A 15,586-nucleotide genomic window follows, 5' to 3' on the forward strand; every position below is an offset into this window, starting at 1 on the left:
GTTGCCCGAGGACTGAAGGTTGATCTCGGGCAGATCGCTGGGGCTGATCTGATTGCCGCCGTTCGAAGACTGTCCACCGTCGTTCTGGAAATAGCGGAAGAACTCGGAATCAGGCGACAGAACCAGCGTTGTACCGGAGTTTTCGAGAGCCTGACGATAGGCGCTCATGGAGCGGTAGAAGTTGAAGAACTCCGGATCGGCACCATAGGCCTCGCCAAAGACGCGGTTGCGCTCCGCATCACCCTGACCTTGCAGGATTTCCGCATCGCGGCGGGCAGATGCGACCGTTTCAACAACCTCACGGTCAGAACCGGCGCGGATCTCACGAGCCGCGACCTGACCGCGAGCGCGCAGACGCTCGGCCTCGGCGAGACGCTCGGCCTGCATACGCTCATAAGTCTGCTCGGAGACCTCGTCGGTGAGATCGGTTCGGCGAATTCGGACATCGACCACTTCGACACCCAGGGTCTGGGCATCGGGAATGATCTCGTCGCGCACCTGCCGCATCATCTCACCACGCTCGTTGGAGAGCGCAGCCTCGAAGCCGCGAAGACCGTAGACACGACGCAGCGCAGCATCGAGACGGGTGCGCAGACGCTGTTCTGCCTGAGGTATCGAGCCCGAAACGGCCTGCCGGAAGCGCGCGGCGTCGGCGATATTATAGACAAGGAACGCGTCCACCACGTAGAAGCGACCACCTGACACCTGAACGCGGATATCGTCGAGATCGAACCGCAGGAGCCGATCGGGAAGCATCTGCACGGTGTCGGCCCCGGCAAAGCCGAACGGCATTTTGAAGTACAGGCCGGGCTCGTCCACGACCCGCTGGATCTCGCCGAAGCGCAGGACGATGGCCTGCTCCTTCTCGTTGACGATGAAGATCGAGTTCCAGGCCACGAGCGCGGCGATCGCGATGACGGCGATGAGGGCATAGATTTTATTCATCGATTGGGCCCTCCCGGCACCGAACGGCTGTTCGCGCTGGTTGGCGGAACCGAAGCGGTGGTGCCGTTGCCGCCACTGCCGCCGTTGCTGTTATTGCGGTTCGAATTGGCGTTCTGGCGCTGCAATTCGTTCAGCGGAAGGTACGGCACCACGCCTTGCTCGCCGCCGACATTCCCCTCGAGAATGATCTTGTTGGAGTCGCGCAGAACGCCCTCCATCGTCTCGAGGAACATACGCTTGCGCGTCACGTCCGGGGCCTTTTCATATTCCACGAGAATGGAAGAGAAGCGCTGCGCCTCACCTTCAGCCTCCTGAACGACACGGCTCTTGTAGGCCGCAGCGTCTTCACGGATCTGCGCCGCTTCACCGCGTGCCTGACCGAGCTGCTGGTTGCGATAACGGTTCGCCTCTTCGATGAAACGATCCTCGTCCTGCTCGGCACGCTGCACCTCGTCGAAGGCATCTGCCACCTGCGGAGGCGGCGCGGCGTCCTCGATCGAGATTGCGTTGATCCGAATGCCGGTGCCGTATTCGTTCAGTGTCTGCTGCGTGATTTCGCGAACCTCGTCGGCGATACCGGCACGATCGTCACGGAAGACGTCCTGCACGGGACGGCGCCCAACGACCTCACGCATGGCGCTTTCAGAGACCTGCTGCACCATCGAGGTGGGGTCCTGAACGTTGAAGAGGAAGTTCTGGGGATTGTCGACCTGATAAAGGACGGCAAACTGCACATCCACGATGTTCTGGTCGCCGGACAGCATCAGGCCGGAGTTTTCGCCCCGCTGGCTGGAGCCCAGGGTGATCTGGCTCTCGACGACAGGAACGGTATCGACGGTCTCGAACGGCCAGAAGATGAAGTGCAGACCGGGCTCGGCGAGTTCCTGCTTGGGCTTTCCGAACAGCATTTCGACGCCGACCTCGTCCGGCTGGACGGTGTAGACGGATTTGAAAAGCCAGCCGATGCCGAGCAGGACCACGACGAGCACCACGATCGCCCCAGCGCCGCCGCTCGGGCCGCCGCTACCGGGCATCGCCCGTTTCAGCCGATCGCCACCACGGCGCAGAATATCCTCTAGATCGGGGCTGTTGTTCGGGCCGCCGCTATTGCCACCGCCGCCGGGTCGCGGGCCTTGCGGTCGCTGCCCCCAGGGGCCCCCACTATTCCCGCCGCCACCGGTCTGATTGCTCCAAGGCATCGAAGTCCTTTCAATTGATGAAAAGCGCGAAGGGGCAGAAAGCACCGCTCGCTCTAAACCGTCTGCAGGTTCTTATAAGAGTTGCAAATTCTGCTTTCAACGCGCCCGCGACCGTTTTGCGCGTCCGGCGCGGTGGAAAATCGAAGACCTTCGGCGCAGGATCGCTTTTGAGGGGTGAACGATCGACTTGCGGACACTTGCAATTCGATTTGGTCGCACCTCGTTAATCTTGTTGAACGTCGGGTATTCGCGCGTAGGACTTGAATCGCGTGGCCGCCGAGTCCCGGTCGCCGCGCGTCCAGTCCTCTTCTGACAAAAGCTTGAATTCATCGTCATCGATGTGCGGAAACACCGCATCGCCTTCGGGTTCGGCATCGATTTCGGTGAGGGCGATCCGATCGATGTCATCCCAGAACAGGCGGTAGATTTCGGCGCCGCCGACGATGGCGATCTCATTGGCACGTCGGTTCATGGCGCACTGGATCGCCTTCGCCATCGCATCGCCCGGTCCGTTCGCGATGATCGCGCCCTCGATGGGCAGGCTCTGCTCGCGGGTGAGAACGATCGAGTCGCGTCCATCGAGCGCTCTGCCGATCGATTGAAGCGTCTTGCGGCCCATGATCATGGGCTTTCCCATGGTGAGCTGACGGTAGCGCTTCAGATCGCTCGGGATCGACCACGGCATGCCGCCGTCCGCACCAATCACCCCATTTCTAGCAGCTGCGACGACGGCCACGAATTCGATCCGGAACCGCATGCTCATACGGCGATCGGAGCCGCGATATGCGGTGCCGCCTCGTAGTTTTCGATCGCAATGTCTTCGAAAGTGAAGGCGAAGAGATCGCGGACCTCTGGATTGAGATTGAGGACCGGCAAAGGGCCGGGTGTCCGGGTCAATTGCAGCCGCGCCTGCTCGAGGTGATTGAGATAGAGATGCGCATCACCGAGCGTGTGAACGAAATCACCGACGCCGAGGTCGCAGGCCTGTGCGATCATATGGGTCAAGAGAGCATAGGATGCGATGTTGAACGGGACGCCGAGAAAGATATCGGCCGAGCGTTGGTAGAGCTGGCACGAAAGCTTGCCGTCCGCCACGTAAAACTGGAACAGGCAGTGGCAGGGCGGCAGCGCCATCTCGTCGACAAGCGCCGGGTTCCAGGCCGAAACGATGAGCCGGCGCGAGTTCGGTTTCGTCCGGATCGCCATCAGGACATCAGCGATCTGGTCGATGTGACCGCCATCATAGTCCGGCCACGACCGCCACTGCGAACCGTAGACGGGACCGAGGTCACCATTTTCGTCGGCCCATTCGTCCCAGATGCGCACGCCGTTCATCTTCAGATAGGCGATGTTGGTATCGCCCTTCAAAAACCAGAGAAGCTCGTGAACGATAGAACGGATGTGCAGCTTCTTGGTCGTCAGAAGCGGGAAGCCCTCAGACAAGTCGAACCGCATCTGATGTCCGAAGACGGACTGGGTCCCCGTCCCTGTTCGGTCGCCGCGGGTCACCCCCTGGTCGAGGACCCGTTCCAGAAGATCGAGATATTGCCGCACTGTAAAACCTGCATTGTCGCATGAGCCTCGGCGAAATCGGTCAAAGTGCCATAACCTGGCGAAACCACTTTTCGCATCCGGTTTCAGCGATTCCACGGCTGGGATGCGAAAGTCGAGTCATTTCACGATCGAAGCGCGTCGGATTTCCAGACTGGGCGAGGCTGCACCGCCGGCGGGCATGAAGGCCAGCGGAAATGCCCTTTCCAGTCAGGACTATTATCCCTATATTGCGCGGTGTCGGACTTGTTCCGGCTATGGCGATAAACGTTCGATGCAATAAACCTTTCGGACCCGGGGGCGGTACCCGGCGCCTCCACCACATCCCATCAAAACCGTCCTTCCAGGCGGGCACGATGTGATGCGGCGGGGGCGAAATAGGATCGACGAGGGCGTAAAGATCGAATTTTTGCTCGGAATGGTTCCGCCGTCATCGGGCCGTATCAATAGTTGCAAACGACAACTATGCGGAAGCACGTCTCGCCGCGTAAGCGGTGCGATAGCTTCGAATCAAGCCCTGGGGGTTCGCACTCCTAGGCGGGGCCCGGAGGCGCCTGGCAACAGAAGCCTCCACTTTTCTCATGGCGCCTGCTAAAGCGTCACAGACGATTTTCGAGACCGGGACCATGGCATGAGCCAAGACCTCATCCGCTACGACGTGCTTGCGCAGGACGCCCTTCGCGGGGTGATTCGGAAAGTGCTCGGCGAGGTTGCAAGAACAGGCCTGCCGGGCGAGCACCATTTCTTCATCACTTTCCTCACCTCCGCACCCGGCGTGCGGATCTCCTCGCGTCTGCGCGAGAAGTATCCGGACCTGATGACGATCGTGGTTCAGCACCAATACTGGGATCTGAACGTCACCGACAGCTCCTTCGAGATCGGCCTGTCCTTCTCCGATATCCCGGAAAAGCTGCTCGTCCCGTTTTCAGCCGTTCGCGGTTTCTACGACCCGTCTGTCAATTTCGAACTGGAATTCGACGTGCGCGGCACCGAAGCGGCCAATTCGGACGGCGCCGACGATCAGATGACGCAGGACGATATGCCATCCGGCGGCGCGCTCTCGGCGACCCCTCTCCCGGTGCGTGAAAAAGCCGGCGGCGGCGCTTCGGCCGATGACGGCGATAAAGAGAATACGGGCGAAGAAGAGCGTCCGGATGCTCAGGTCGTCTCCCTCGACGCGTTTCGGAAGAAGCCCTGATCTGACGGGCACCACGGAATGGGCGACATCGTCAATCTGAGACGTGCGCGAAAAGCCAAGGCCCGCATCGACCGCGAGGCCGAGGCAGCGGACAACCGCATCAAATTCGGAACGCCGGCAAGGCTCAAATCGCTTGAAGATGCGCTCCGATCCAGGGCGCATCAGGCCCTCGATGGTCACAAGCGCGATCGCGGTCAACTCACCTCCAGAGACGATGCAGAAGCGCCGGACGATCCGGCGTGACCATCAAGCGTTCCCTGTCGATTCGCGGTCATCGAACTTCCATCACCCTTGAGGAAGCGTTCTGGCGCCGGCTGAACCAGCTTGCCGAAGAGCAGGCCGTCAGCGTCGCCGAGCTCGTGGCCAAGATCGACGAGACGCGGGATGTAACCATCAATCTCTCATCGGCTCTCCGCGTCCATATTCTGGAAGAGGCACTCGCGCGCCACGACGACAGCAGCGACGGCACGCGCAGTACATAATTGGATCAGCGGACGAATGATTGGCTGATCGATGCCGAGTAATTTCTCCCGTCCATGGGGGCTGAGCCGCTTCGCGGATACGCGAACTCTTTCTCTTGACCTCATTGACGCGCACCACACCCGAACACGAAAACGGCGCCCCCGAGGGAGCGCCGCTTATCAGTTTGAAGCGATTGATTTCTAAAAGCCCGAGCGGACATCACGCTCAATCGAAGGAGACTGCCGCCTCGATGCGGGCGTTGATGTCGTCCTCGCTCTCGATCCTGACGAGCGGATCGCGGCTCGCGGCCTGACCGGCCTCGGAGTGCAGGAAGCGAAGCGGCCATCCACCCTTTTCGGCAATCGGCTTCTTCTTCGGTTCGAGGGCGGCTGTCACGGCAGCAACAGCCCTCTTATCGGTCGCAGGCTTCACAGCAGCAGTGCTTGAAGTTGACGCGGCAGGTTCATGCTTCGGACGAAGGCTTGGCTGCGGCAACGAGACCTGGCGCATTGCTGGTGGCGCTTTCGGCGCATCTTTCGGGACGATCGCGGCGACCTCGTTCTTCAACACGGAGCTGAAGGCGGGGCGGCCGCTCGGGGTTGGAACCGCATAGGCGAGTTCCGAACCGATCCGCTTTTCGTCCTGGGCCTGGCTCTCAAGCGCGGCGATCATCGCAGCCGTCGCATCGGGAGAGGGAGCTGCCCGTTCCGGCGTGCTGTTCTGAACCGTCGCGGGGACCGAGCGGGCCGGAGCCCAGCGTGGCGCAGGGATATTGCTCGGATCGAGCGAAGCGACCTGGCTTTCTTCCAGTTCGCCATTGACTGCGGCAGCAGGATCGTTGCGGCGGTCGCGGCTGGTATCAAAGCCGGCATCGAGCATTGCGACGGCTGCCGGACGCGGCGCGGAGTTGCTCGGCCGGGAGGTCGGAACGACGCTGGCGACGACCGGAGCCTGCGGCTGCGGCTGCCGCTGAGCCCGGGCAACCTGCGTCGGCACCTGGATGGCCTCGGCATTATCCTCTTCCTCGTCGGCCCCGCCACCGAAGAGCATGGAGAGAAGCGTCTTTCCGCCACCGGAAGACGAAGAGGCGTTAGCGACCTGAAGATCGCCCGCCGCGCGGCGCTGCTTGTAGGAGGCAAGCGCCTGCTGGTAGCCGGGAAGCGGCTTACCATCGGACGGAACGTGAACAGTTCCGCCGTTCGGGAACACGGCAGCGAGCTCGCGCCGGCTCATCCTTGGCCAGTGACGGGCATTGCCCGTGTCGAAATGAACGAAGGGAGAGCCGGATTTGGGGTAAAAGCCAACGCCGCCGACCTGCATCTTGAGACCGATCGCGCGAAGCGTCGAAAGCTTGACGCCGGGAATGAAGAAATCGAGAGCCCGGCCCACCATGTGCTGGCTTTTCTTGGCCTGCCCGCCACGGGTCCGGCGCAGCATGCCGTTGGTGGCTGGAGAGCGGTAGCCGCTGACAACGTTGATGTAATCGCGCGCACCGGCCTGCCGGTAAGCCTCCCAGATCAGGTCCAGCAGCTGCGGGTCCATCGTGGTGGCTTTGCCTTTGCGCCAGTCACGCAGGAACCAGTTGATCTTCTTGAGCTCACCCTGATCGTAGCGGCCATTGCGCTTGTAGGCGAAGCTGCCGCGCTCCTTGGTGTGCAGATTGTAGAATTTCAGTGTGCGCGTCTCGGCCGATGCCGTCGCAGGCCCGAACGCGGCAAAAACTGTGGCACATGCGACAAGGGCAATGGCCCAGTGGCGCAGGCGCGCGGCGGTGGTTGCAAATTTCAAAGCCCATCCCCTTCCGATCGAGCGTTCCGGTGCCTCGTATCCCCCAAGACACCGTTACGTCAGCGGATTGCCGCTATCATTGACGCCACAGTTCGCTGTGAACTGCGGCATAAGAATGACACCTTGGCCGCATTTTTCGACTTTATTGGAGAAGAGTTAAGGTTGGGTAAAGGTTAAAATATCCCCAACGGGTCCTGATCATTGCAAAACGGGTGAAGCGCGTTTGCGATCAAGATTTTTTGCATCGCAGCACAAACCGGGCCGCACATGACTCTGAGACAGCCGCCCCGAATGACCGGGCGGTTCGCCGTAAAATCGCGCCCGCAGATAGTCTAAAACCAGCAAATCTCGCGGGAAGCGGAATGACCGCAGACATGGGCCTCAAGGGGCTGAGATGTCGTATTCGCGTAGCTTGCGGTAAAGCGTCGAGCGGCCGATCCCCAACCGGCGCGCGACCTCGCTCATATGCCCATTATACTGGGCGAGCGCGATCCGGATGATGTCGGCTTCGATCTCGTCGAGTTTCCTCAGCTCGCCCCGACCATCGCGCAGGAGATCGCTGGTACCGCCCTGCCAGGGCTGCGCTTCTTCGGCCAGTTCCAGCATCATCGGCCGATCGGGCGTGTTGGTACGTTCAACCGCCTGCTGCGCGTTGTTGGCAAGGAGCAACGCATCGAAATCGGCCGGCTGGAGCGTTTCCCGCTCGGCCATGACGACGGCCCGGTGCACCATGTTCTCGAGCTGGCGGATGTTTCCCGGCCAGTCGAAGCTCTCAAGAAGATCAAGGGTTGCGGGAGAGAAACGCCGGGCGGGCGACTGGGGCTCTGTCTCGGCAAAGCGCTGGAGGAACGCGTTTGCCAGGCTGCGGATTTCTTGCCGTCGCAGGCGAAGGGGCGGAACCGTCAACTCGAAGGCGTTGAGCCTGTAATAGAGATCTTCCCGGAACCGGCCCTCTGCGACGGCGGTCACCAGTGACTGATTGGTCGCGGACAGGATGCGCACATCCACGTTGACCGGCGCATCGGCGCCGACCGGGTCGACGAGCCCTTCCTGGATCACCCGCAACAGCTTGACCTGAGCCGCCGGTGTGAGTTCGCCGACCTCATCGAGAAACAGCGTGCCGGTATCGGCCTCGCGGAATTTGCCGATATGCTCGCGGGCGGCATCGGTGAAGGCGCCCTTTACATGGCCGAACAGGATGCTCTCGACGAGATCCGACGGCAGGGCTCCGCAGTTGACCGTCACGAAGGGTTTGCCCGCGCGTGGGCCCCAGTTCTGTATGGCCCGGGCGATCCATTCCTTACCGACGCCGGTTTCGCCACCAATCAGCACAGGGATGGTGGACCGCGCCGCCTTGGCCGCGCTTAAAACCACCGAAGCCATGGGTTCGGGCATCGTTGCCTGCTGCAGGGTGGCGGGAACGCGCATGGGGTTCGAGCGCGTATCAAGCATGCGCAAGGCGCTGGTGAGCGCGGAGCGAAGGCGATCGGGCGAAACCGGTTTGACCACGAAGTCGAACGCACCGGAGCGCATCGCCGCAACGACCGTTTCGACCGAATCCTTGGCAGTCTGCACGACAACGGGGATCTCGATGCGGCGCTTGCGCATCTCCGCCATCACCTCGAGGCCGCTCTTGTCGGGCATCAGAAGATCGAGCACGACGACCGCGACGTCGCGCGCCTTCTGACTGGTGAGAATATCGAGCGCCGCCCGCCCGCCGTCGCAATGGATCGGCTGAAGGCCGATGCGCGAGATCTGGGCATCGAGTAGCCGCCGCTGGATCGGATCGTCGTCGACCACCAAGACTTGTCGTGCCATTGTCCGTACCCTTGTTGACTTGTCCCCTTCTGGTGCGGGGTTGACCCAAACTGGCACGCGGGCCCTGAAGGCCATCTCAAGAAACGCGGCAAACGATGACTGAGGAGATTCGCTCAAATTGAAGGAAATTCGGAACTAGCGAAAACCGTCCGAGCGTTTATCTAGAGGACATGCGAGCGTATGGCCTTAGGGCTTTTCGCCGAACTCTCATATGAAACGATCAGGCTCTGCCCATGACGAACCGCTTCTCCATGTCCGTTAGCTCCGCCGCCGAAAGGGTATCCGTCGGGACCTCGGATCTTCCCGAATGGAGCCTCGACGATCTCTATCCCGCGATGGATTCACCCGAGCTGCAGAGCGATCTCAACCGGGCCCGGCAGGATGCGGCGCTGTTCAAGGAGAACTGGAAAGGCAAACTCGAGGGCCTGGCAAAAAACGACCCGGCCTCGCTCGCGCAATCGGTTCGCGACTATGAGAAGCTCGAGGAACTGCTCGGACGGATCATCTCCTATGCCGGCCTGATCTATGCGGGCGACACGTCCGATCCGGTCCGCGCGAAGTTCTACGGCGATATCCAGGGCGCCGTCACCGATATCTCGACTCACCTTCTCTTCTATACGCTCGAACTCAACCGTATCGAGGATGCGGTGATGGACGGCGCCATGGACGCTGAGCCGCATCTCGCCCATTATCGGCCCTGGCTCGTCGACCTCAGGAAGGACAAACCGTTCCAGCTCGAGGACCGTGTCGAAGAGCTTTTTCACGAAAAGGGCATCACCGGCGCAGGCGCCTGGAACCGGCTCTTCGACGAGACGCTGACCGGCCTGCGCTTTACCGTCGATGGTGACGATCTCGCCCTCGAATCGACGCTCAACCTTCTTCAGGACGAGGACCGCGACAAGCGCCGCAAGGCTGCGACGGAACTCGCCAATGTCTTTTCCCGCAATCTGCGCACCTTCACGCTGATCACCAACACGCTGGCCAAGGACAAGGAAATCTCCGACCGCTGGCGCGGTTTCGAGGATGTCGCCGACTCCCGCCATCTGGCGAACCGGGTCGAGCGCGAGGTCGTCGATGCGCTCAACACCGCGGTGACACAGGCCTATCCCTCGATTTCGCACCGCTATTACGCGATGAAGGCAGAGTGGCTTGGCCTCGATGCGCTCGAATTCTGGGACCGCAACGCACCGCTTCCGAACGCCAAGCGCCGCGACATTTCCTGGAACGATGCGCGCAAGACCGTGCTTTCGGCCTATTCCGGCTTCTCGCCGGACATGGCGGAGATCGCCGAGCGCTTTTTCGACAGAAGCTGGATCGACGCTTCGCTGCGTCCCGGCAAATCGCCGGGTGCCTTCGCGCACCCGACGGTGCCGAGCGTTCACCCCTATGTCCTGCTCAATTACATGGGCAAGCCGCGGGATGTGATGACGCTGGCCCATGAACTCGGCCACGGCGTCCATCAGGTGCTGGCGGGCGATCAGGGTGCGCTGATGGCCGCGACGCCGCTGACGCTCGCGGAGACGGCCTCGGTCTTCGGCGAGATGCTCACCTTCCGCTCGCTTCTCGCCCAGGCAAAGACGCCGGAAGAACGAAAGACGCTGCTCGCCTCCAAGGTCGAGGACATGATCAACACGGTGGTGCGCCAGATCGCGTTCTACCAGTTCGAGCGGGCGCTCCACGAGGAACGCCGGTCAGGTGAGCTAACGTCCGAGCGGATCGGTGAGATCTGGCTGTCGGTCCAGAGCCGGAGCCTCGGCCCGGCCGTTCGCCTTGGCGACGGCTACGAGACCTACTGGACCTATGTCCCGCATTTCATCCATTCACCCTTCTACGTCTACGCCTATGCGTTCGGCGACTGTCTCGTGAACTCGCTCTATTCGGTCTACGAAAACGCCGAGGACGGCTTTCAGGAGAAGTATTTCGCGATGCTGAAGGCGGGTGGCACGAAGCACCATTCGGAGCTTCTCGCCCCCTTTGGCCTCGACGCTTCCGACCCGGCCTTCTGGTCGCGCGGTCTGCAGATGATTTCGGGCTTCATCGACGAACTGGAAAAGATGGACTGATTTCGAGGGTCCTGCGCGCAGAGGGCGCGCGTCGCTATCACTGGATCGTGAAGGCTGCTATGGGCCGGAGCGGGCGTCCGTCATGGGCGCTCGATCCGGCCCTTGCCTTTGATGACGAAGTGAAACGATCATGAGCGAATTGCCCAATTGCCCGAACTGCGGCTCGGCCCTGACCTATGAAGATGGCCAGTCGCTGATCTGCCCCGAATGCGGGCATGAATGGTCGGCGGATGCGCCGGGCGGCGCGGCCAAGGCGGACGACGAGATCAAGGATGCCAATGGCGCACCGCTCGCCGACGGCGACACGGTCGTCGTCATCAAGGATCTGAAGATCAAAGGCACATCCCAGGTCGTGAAGGTCGGCACCAAGGTCAAGAATATCCGTCTTGTCGGCGGCGATCACGACATCGATTGCAAGATAGACGGGATCGGAGCGATGAAGCTCAAGTCGGAATTTGTTCGCAAAGCCTGACGTGAGCCAGTCGAAGAGCGGCGCGCAGCCATCGATTTCCGCCTCTTCACATTGACCAAGAAACCGTCTAGCGCAGCCCGTAACAGGCCGAACCCAAGAGTGTCGGCCGCCCGTCATGCCGCGAAGGCGCCGAGACAAGAGGATTATGATGGCCCATCCCGACTATCCGACCCACGCCACGATTTCCGGTCCCATCGTGATGATCGGCTTCGGTTCGATCGGCAAGGGAACGCTTCCGCTCATCGAGCGCCATTTCAATTACGATCCCTCGCGTTTCATCGTCGTGGACCCCAACGATGCCGATCGCTACCTGCTCGATCAACGCGGCATCCGCTTCGTCAATCAGGCGGTGACGAAACAGAACTATCGCGAACTGCTCACCCCGCTTTTGACGGAGGGCGAGGGACAGGGCTTCTGCGTCAACCTTTCGGTGGACACCGGCTCGCTCGACCTCATCAAGCTCTGCCGTGAGCTTGGCGTCCTCTACATCGACACGGTCGTCGAGCCCTGGCTCGGCTTCTACTTCGACAAGACGATGTCCAATGCCGATCGCACGAATTACGCCCTGCGCGAGACCGTGCGGAAGGAAAAGATGAAGTCGCCGGGCGGCACGACGGCCGTTTCCTGCTGTGGGGCCAATCCGGGCATGGTGTCCTGGTTCGTCAAGCAGGGCCTCGTCGATGTCGCGAAAGCGGTCGGTCTCGAATTCGACGAACCCGCCGCTGACGATCGCAATGGCTGGGCCAAGCTGATGAAGAAGGCCGGCGTGAAGGGCGTTCACATCGCCGAGCGCGACACCCAGCGCGCCTATAACCCAAAGCCGATGAACGTGTTCTGGAACACCTGGTCCGTCGAAGGCTTCCTGTCGGAAGGCATGCAGCCGTCCGAGCTTGGTTGGGGCACCCACGAAAAGTGGAAGCCGAAGAACGCCAAGGGGCACAAGAAGGGCTGTCAGGCTGCGATCTATCTCGAACAGCCCGGCGCGAACACCCGCGTCAGAACCTGGTGTCCGACCCCCGGCCCCCAGTACGGCTTCCTCGTGACGCATAACGAGTCAATTTCCATCGCGGATTACTTCACCCACCGAAACAAGAAGGACGAGGTTACCTTCCGTCCAACCTGTCATTACGCCTACCATCCCGCGAACGATGCCGTGCTCTCACTGCACGAACTGTTCGGTGCCGCTGGCAAGACGCAAAGCCAGCTGCATGTTCTCAACGAGAACGAGATCATGGACGGCATCGACGAACTGGGCGTGCTTCTCTACGGCCACGATCGCAACGCCTACTGGTATGGCTCGCAGCTGTCGATCGAAGAAACCCGGCGAATCGCGCCCTATCAGAATGCTACAGGACTGCAGGTCACGTCGGCCGTGATGGCGGGCATGGTCTGGGCTCTTGAGAATCCGGAATCGGGCATCGTCGAAGCCGACGAGATGGATTACAAGCGCTGCCTCCATGTGCAGACGCCTTATCTTGGTCCCGTTAATGGCTACTATACGGATTGGACGCCGCTGACCGACCGTCCAGGTCTTTTTCCTGAGGATATCGACGAAAACGACCCATGGCAGTTCCGCAATATTCTAGTCCGCTAAGAATTACATGTTATAACAAGCGTTCCAAAGTAATGAACCTGGCCGGCGTTCGACATTTACGACAGCGGACCGGCTCATGCGGGTCTGCTGGAGTGGGAGCGAATGGCTGATCTGAACGAACGCAGGAAAGCGGTCGAAGACGTGATGCGCGCTGTGATGACCGGTGAGATCGGCTCGATCGCAAAGCGCTTTTATCCGGGAGCCGTCTTTCTCCAACGCAGCAATGCGGGTGTCATCGACGCCCCGTGGTTCGAGCGAATGGAAGGTGAATTCCATCTCGCGGGCGAAGAGGAGACGAGCGCGTTTCTGCAAGAGCTGATGAAGCGCGCCAGCTACATGTCCTACGAGATGCGGGGCCTGATCTGCGAAGGCGACGAAGCCGCGAGCCGTTGCGACTGGTCGCGCCGCGACGAAAGCACGCAGACCATCGTGACCGGCACAACCATGTACTGGGTCGGCTTTGCCGGTGACGATCGCATCAAGTCGCTGGAGACCTTGAGCTCGATCCATTCGGTTCTGCCGAGACGCAAGGGATAAGAACGCTGCGCGGATACACTCGTGCGGCGTTCGACGCTGATTGACCGCCCTCATCCGTCGATCATTAACCACGATTGCGCGGCGCCCGCATTTCCGCTTCACGCGATTGAAAAGAATTGCTTAAGATTGTCTCCAATTGCGGATCTGCGTTTCGCGCGCACCGCCCAATGGACATCAGGAGTTCAAACTTCATGCGTCGTATCGCGCTTGCCGCCGCACTTCTCTCGACTGCTTTCGTATCGGCCTGCCAGCTCGGCGGAACCGAAACCCTGCCGCCGCAGGCACCGCAGGGCATAGACGGTCGCTGGAACTCCGTCGGCGGTCCGGTGAACTACACGGCAAGCTTCAACGCAGGCCGCTTTACGTCCACCGAGCAGGGCACCGGCGCCGTTCTCGCACAGGGCACCTATTCCGATCTCGGTCCCGGCCAGATCAGCATCGTCTATTCGCCGACGACCCGCGACGTCCAGGTTGCCGCAAACTGCAACCAGACCGCCCCGAACACGCTCTCCTGCGCGACCTCGACCGGAAACCGATTCGAGCTTCAGCGCGCCTGATCGAGCCAGCACCGAAGAGGCTGGGAGGCACGCTCGGGTTTCGTCCCGGCGTGCCTTTCTTCTTTTGAACGGCTTTGAAGGCTGATAGAGGCCGACCGGAAACGCCCTGTACGGACTTTTCACCCATTTGCGCGCCTTCGCCACGTTTCATCGCGTTGCGAATTGATTATATCGGACTGGCTTACTGCTCTGGCTCCCAATCAGAGCTTACGAATCCTGATGCAATCCGCGCAGGATATCGCCAAGCCTCTTTCGACCGGCATATGCAAAGGCTGATCTGATGAACGCGTTGACGAAAACCATGGCCGACCGGGCCATCGGCCCCCTCCCCGCAGACCATCCCGTGGTCCGCTCGCCAAAGGTGGGAGTGCTGCTCGTCAATCTCGGAACGCCGGACGGCACGGATTTCAAGCCGATGCGCCGGTATCTCAAGGAGTTCCTGAGCGACAGCCGCGTCATCGAGTGGCCGAAAATCGCCTGGTATCCGATTCTCTACGGGATCGTTCTGAACACGCGGCCGAAGAAATCCGGTGCGGCTTATGCCGAGATCTGGAACAACGAGCTGAACGAGTCGCCGCTTCGCACCTTCACGCGCTCCCAGGGCGAAAAGCTGAAGGAGCGCATGGCGATGCATCAGAACGTCGTTGTGGACTGGGCGATGCGCTACGGTCAGCCCTCGATTGCCGAGCGGACCGACGCGTTGATGGAACAGGGCTGCGAGCGCATTCTGGTCTTCCCGCTCTATCCCCAATACTCGGCCTCGACCACGGCCACGGTGAACGACAAGTTCTTCGAGCACATGATGGCGCAGCGCTGGATGCCGGCGGTTCGTACGGTGCCGGCCTATCACGACGAGCCGGTCTATATCGACGCGCTCGCCAAATCGATCGAGAGCCATCTCGCCACGCTCGACTTCACGCCCGAGCGCGTGATCGCCTCCTATCACGGCATTCCGCAAAGCTATTTCAGGAAGGGCGATCCCTATCATTGCCATTGCCAGAAGACGTCACGTCTTCTCGAAGCGCGTCTTGGCTGGGAGCCCGGACGGCTGATGACCTGCTTCCAGTCGCGTTTCGGGCCGGAAGAGTGGCTGCAGCCCTACACCGACAAGACGGTGGAAGCCCTGCCCAAGGAAGGCATCAAGAATATCGCCGTTTTCAACCCCGGCTTCGTATCGGATTGCCTGGAAACACTAGAAGAGATCGCCGGCGAGGCGGGAGAAATCTTCCACGAGGCCGGTGGCGAGAACTTCACGCATATCCCCTGCCTCAACGATTCCGAGCCGGGCATGGATGTGATCGAATCTCTCGTCCGCCGGGAACTCAAAGGCTGGGTGGAGTAATCGCCGCCAGAGGCAGCTGGTACGGTTGTCCCGCTCTTCCAATCGGGCTTTGGCCCATAC

General features: G+C 61.0%; 14 protein-coding genes, 1 other RNA gene and 1 pseudogene. 10 read left to right on the top strand and 6 right to left on the bottom strand.

Translation table 11 applies throughout. The annotated features are described in order from the left end of the window. Positions 1-69: 69 nt before the first annotated feature. The 4 genes and pseudogenes from hflC to ABDX79_RS08810 all read right to left on the bottom strand — a co-directional run. Positions 70-945, bottom strand: a pseudogene (hflC, locus tag ABDX79_RS08795) (protease modulator HflC); the annotation flags it as partial. Continuing rightward, positions 942-2,144, bottom strand: a complete 1,203-nt coding sequence (gene hflK, locus ABDX79_RS08800; protein ID WP_346219911.1) for an FtsH protease activity modulator HflK — start codon at positions 2,142-2,144, stop codon at positions 942-944. The pseudogene hflC and the gene hflK, both read right to left, overlap by 4 nt. Before the next feature lie 223 nt (positions 2,145-2,367). Continuing rightward, positions 2,368-2,907 carry a dihydrofolate reductase gene (locus ABDX79_RS08805; RefSeq protein ID WP_346219912.1) on the bottom strand — a complete coding sequence of 180 codons (540 nt, stop codon included), beginning with the start codon at positions 2,905-2,907 and terminating at the stop codon, positions 2,368-2,370. After that, positions 2,904-3,698, bottom strand: a complete 795-nt coding sequence (locus ABDX79_RS08810) for a thymidylate synthase (protein ID WP_346219913.1) — start codon at positions 3,696-3,698, stop codon at positions 2,904-2,906. Before ABDX79_RS08810 ends, ABDX79_RS08805 begins: the two co-directional genes overlap by 4 nt. A gap of 196 nt (positions 3,699-3,894) precedes the next feature. Here ABDX79_RS08810 and ssrA point away from each other — a divergent pair. From ssrA to ABDX79_RS08830, 4 genes are all read left to right on the top strand, one after another. Further along, positions 3,895-4,270: a transfer-messenger RNA gene (ssrA, locus tag ABDX79_RS08815) on the top strand. A 56-nt stretch (positions 4,271-4,326) separates the two neighbouring features. Then, positions 4,327-4,893 (top strand): SspB family protein, encoded by a 567-nt coding sequence (locus tag ABDX79_RS08820; RefSeq protein WP_346219914.1) that lies wholly within the window; start codon positions 4,327-4,329, stop codon positions 4,891-4,893. An 18-nt stretch (positions 4,894-4,911) separates the two neighbouring features. Continuing rightward, positions 4,912-5,136: a DUF4169 family protein gene (locus ABDX79_RS08825; RefSeq protein WP_346219915.1), complete on the top strand. Its 225-nt coding sequence runs from the start codon at positions 4,912-4,914 to the stop codon at positions 5,134-5,136. Continuing rightward, positions 5,133-5,375 carry a ribbon-helix-helix domain-containing protein gene (locus ABDX79_RS08830; RefSeq protein WP_346219916.1) on the top strand — a complete coding sequence of 81 codons (243 nt, stop codon included), beginning with the start codon at positions 5,133-5,135 and terminating at the stop codon, positions 5,373-5,375. Before ABDX79_RS08825 ends, ABDX79_RS08830 begins: the two co-directional genes overlap by 4 nt. A 205-nt stretch (positions 5,376-5,580) precedes the next feature. On the opposite strand, the gene ABDX79_RS08835 is transcribed toward ABDX79_RS08830, so the two are convergent. Together ABDX79_RS08835 and ABDX79_RS08840 are read right to left on the bottom strand one after the other, a co-directional pair. Further along, complete coding sequence (locus tag ABDX79_RS08835) at positions 5,581-7,143, bottom strand: peptidoglycan L,D-endopeptidase MepK (RefSeq protein WP_346219917.1); 1,563 nt, start codon at positions 7,141-7,143, stop codon at positions 5,581-5,583. Positions 7,144-7,524: 381 nt separating this feature from the next. Continuing rightward, positions 7,525-8,961, bottom strand: coding sequence for a sigma-54-dependent transcriptional regulator (locus ABDX79_RS08840; RefSeq protein ID WP_346219918.1), 1,437 nt, complete (start codon positions 8,959-8,961; stop codon positions 7,525-7,527). A 251-nt stretch (positions 8,962-9,212) separates the two neighbouring features. On the opposite strand from ABDX79_RS08840, the gene ABDX79_RS08845 reads away from it, so the two are divergent. The 6 genes from ABDX79_RS08845 to hemH all read left to right on the top strand — a co-directional run bounded on the left by ABDX79_RS08845 (position 9,213) and on the right by hemH (position 15,526). After that, on the top strand, positions 9,213-11,024 hold the full coding sequence (locus tag ABDX79_RS08845) for a M3 family oligoendopeptidase (protein WP_346219919.1): 1,812 nt from the start codon (positions 9,213-9,215) through the stop codon (positions 11,022-11,024). A 130-nt stretch (positions 11,025-11,154) separates the two neighbouring features. After that, on the top strand, positions 11,155-11,496 hold the full coding sequence (locus tag ABDX79_RS08850) for a zinc ribbon domain-containing protein YjdM (protein ID WP_346219920.1): 342 nt from the start codon (positions 11,155-11,157) through the stop codon (positions 11,494-11,496). Positions 11,497-11,644: 148 nt separating this feature from the next. Continuing rightward, positions 11,645-13,090 carry a homospermidine synthase gene (locus tag ABDX79_RS08855; RefSeq protein ID WP_346220112.1) on the top strand — a complete coding sequence of 482 codons (1,446 nt, stop codon included), beginning with the start codon at positions 11,645-11,647 and terminating at the stop codon, positions 13,088-13,090. Positions 13,091-13,192: 102 nt separating this feature from the next. Next, positions 13,193-13,627, top strand: coding sequence for a nuclear transport factor 2 family protein (locus tag ABDX79_RS08860; RefSeq protein WP_346219921.1), 435 nt, complete (start codon positions 13,193-13,195; stop codon positions 13,625-13,627). 191 nt (positions 13,628-13,818) lie between these two features. Further along, a complete protein-coding gene (locus ABDX79_RS08865) occupies positions 13,819-14,184 on the top strand; it encodes a hypothetical protein (RefSeq protein ID WP_346219922.1) in 366 nt (121 codons plus the stop codon). A gap of 280 nt (positions 14,185-14,464) precedes the next feature. Next, on the top strand, positions 14,465-15,526 hold the full coding sequence (hemH, locus tag ABDX79_RS08870) for a ferrochelatase (RefSeq protein ID WP_346219923.1): 1,062 nt from the start codon (positions 14,465-14,467) through the stop codon (positions 15,524-15,526). Positions 15,527-15,586 lie beyond the last annotated feature (60 nt).

This window comes from Fulvimarina fulva, from assembly GCF_039652615.1.
Classification (GTDB): Bacteria; Pseudomonadota; Alphaproteobacteria; order Rhizobiales; family Rhizobiaceae; genus Fulvimarina.

Bases quoted from the DNA above. Each gene is read 5' to 3' on its own strand.
- ABDX79_RS08840 (WP_346219918.1), bottom strand. From the start codon at position 8,961: ATGGCACGACAAGTCTTGGTGGTCGACGACGATCCGATCCAGCGGCGG.
- ABDX79_RS08820 (WP_346219914.1), top strand. From the start codon at position 4,327: ATGAGCCAAGACCTCATCCGCTACGACGTGCTTGCGCAGGACGCCCTT.
- ABDX79_RS08825 (WP_346219915.1), top strand. From the start codon at position 4,912: ATGGGCGACATCGTCAATCTGAGACGTGCGCGAAAAGCCAAGGCCCGC.
- ABDX79_RS08855 (WP_346220112.1), top strand. From the start codon at position 11,645: ATGGCCCATCCCGACTATCCGACCCACGCCACGATTTCCGGTCCCATC.
- ABDX79_RS08850 (WP_346219920.1), top strand. From the start codon at position 11,155: ATGAGCGAATTGCCCAATTGCCCGAACTGCGGCTCGGCCCTGACCTAT.
- ABDX79_RS08805 (WP_346219912.1), bottom strand. From the start codon at position 2,907: ATGAGCATGCGGTTCCGGATCGAATTCGTGGCCGTCGTCGCAGCTGCT.
- ABDX79_RS08865 (WP_346219922.1), top strand. From the start codon at position 13,819: ATGCGTCGTATCGCGCTTGCCGCCGCACTTCTCTCGACTGCTTTCGTA.
- ABDX79_RS08860 (WP_346219921.1), top strand. From the start codon at position 13,193: ATGGCTGATCTGAACGAACGCAGGAAAGCGGTCGAAGACGTGATGCGC.
- hflK (WP_346219911.1), bottom strand. From the start codon at position 2,144: ATGCCTTGGAGCAATCAGACCGGTGGCGGCGGGAATAGTGGGGGCCCC.
- ABDX79_RS08845 (WP_346219919.1), top strand. From the start codon at position 9,213: ATGTCCGTTAGCTCCGCCGCCGAAAGGGTATCCGTCGGGACCTCGGAT.
- hemH (WP_346219923.1), top strand. From the start codon at position 14,465: ATGAACGCGTTGACGAAAACCATGGCCGACCGGGCCATCGGCCCCCTC.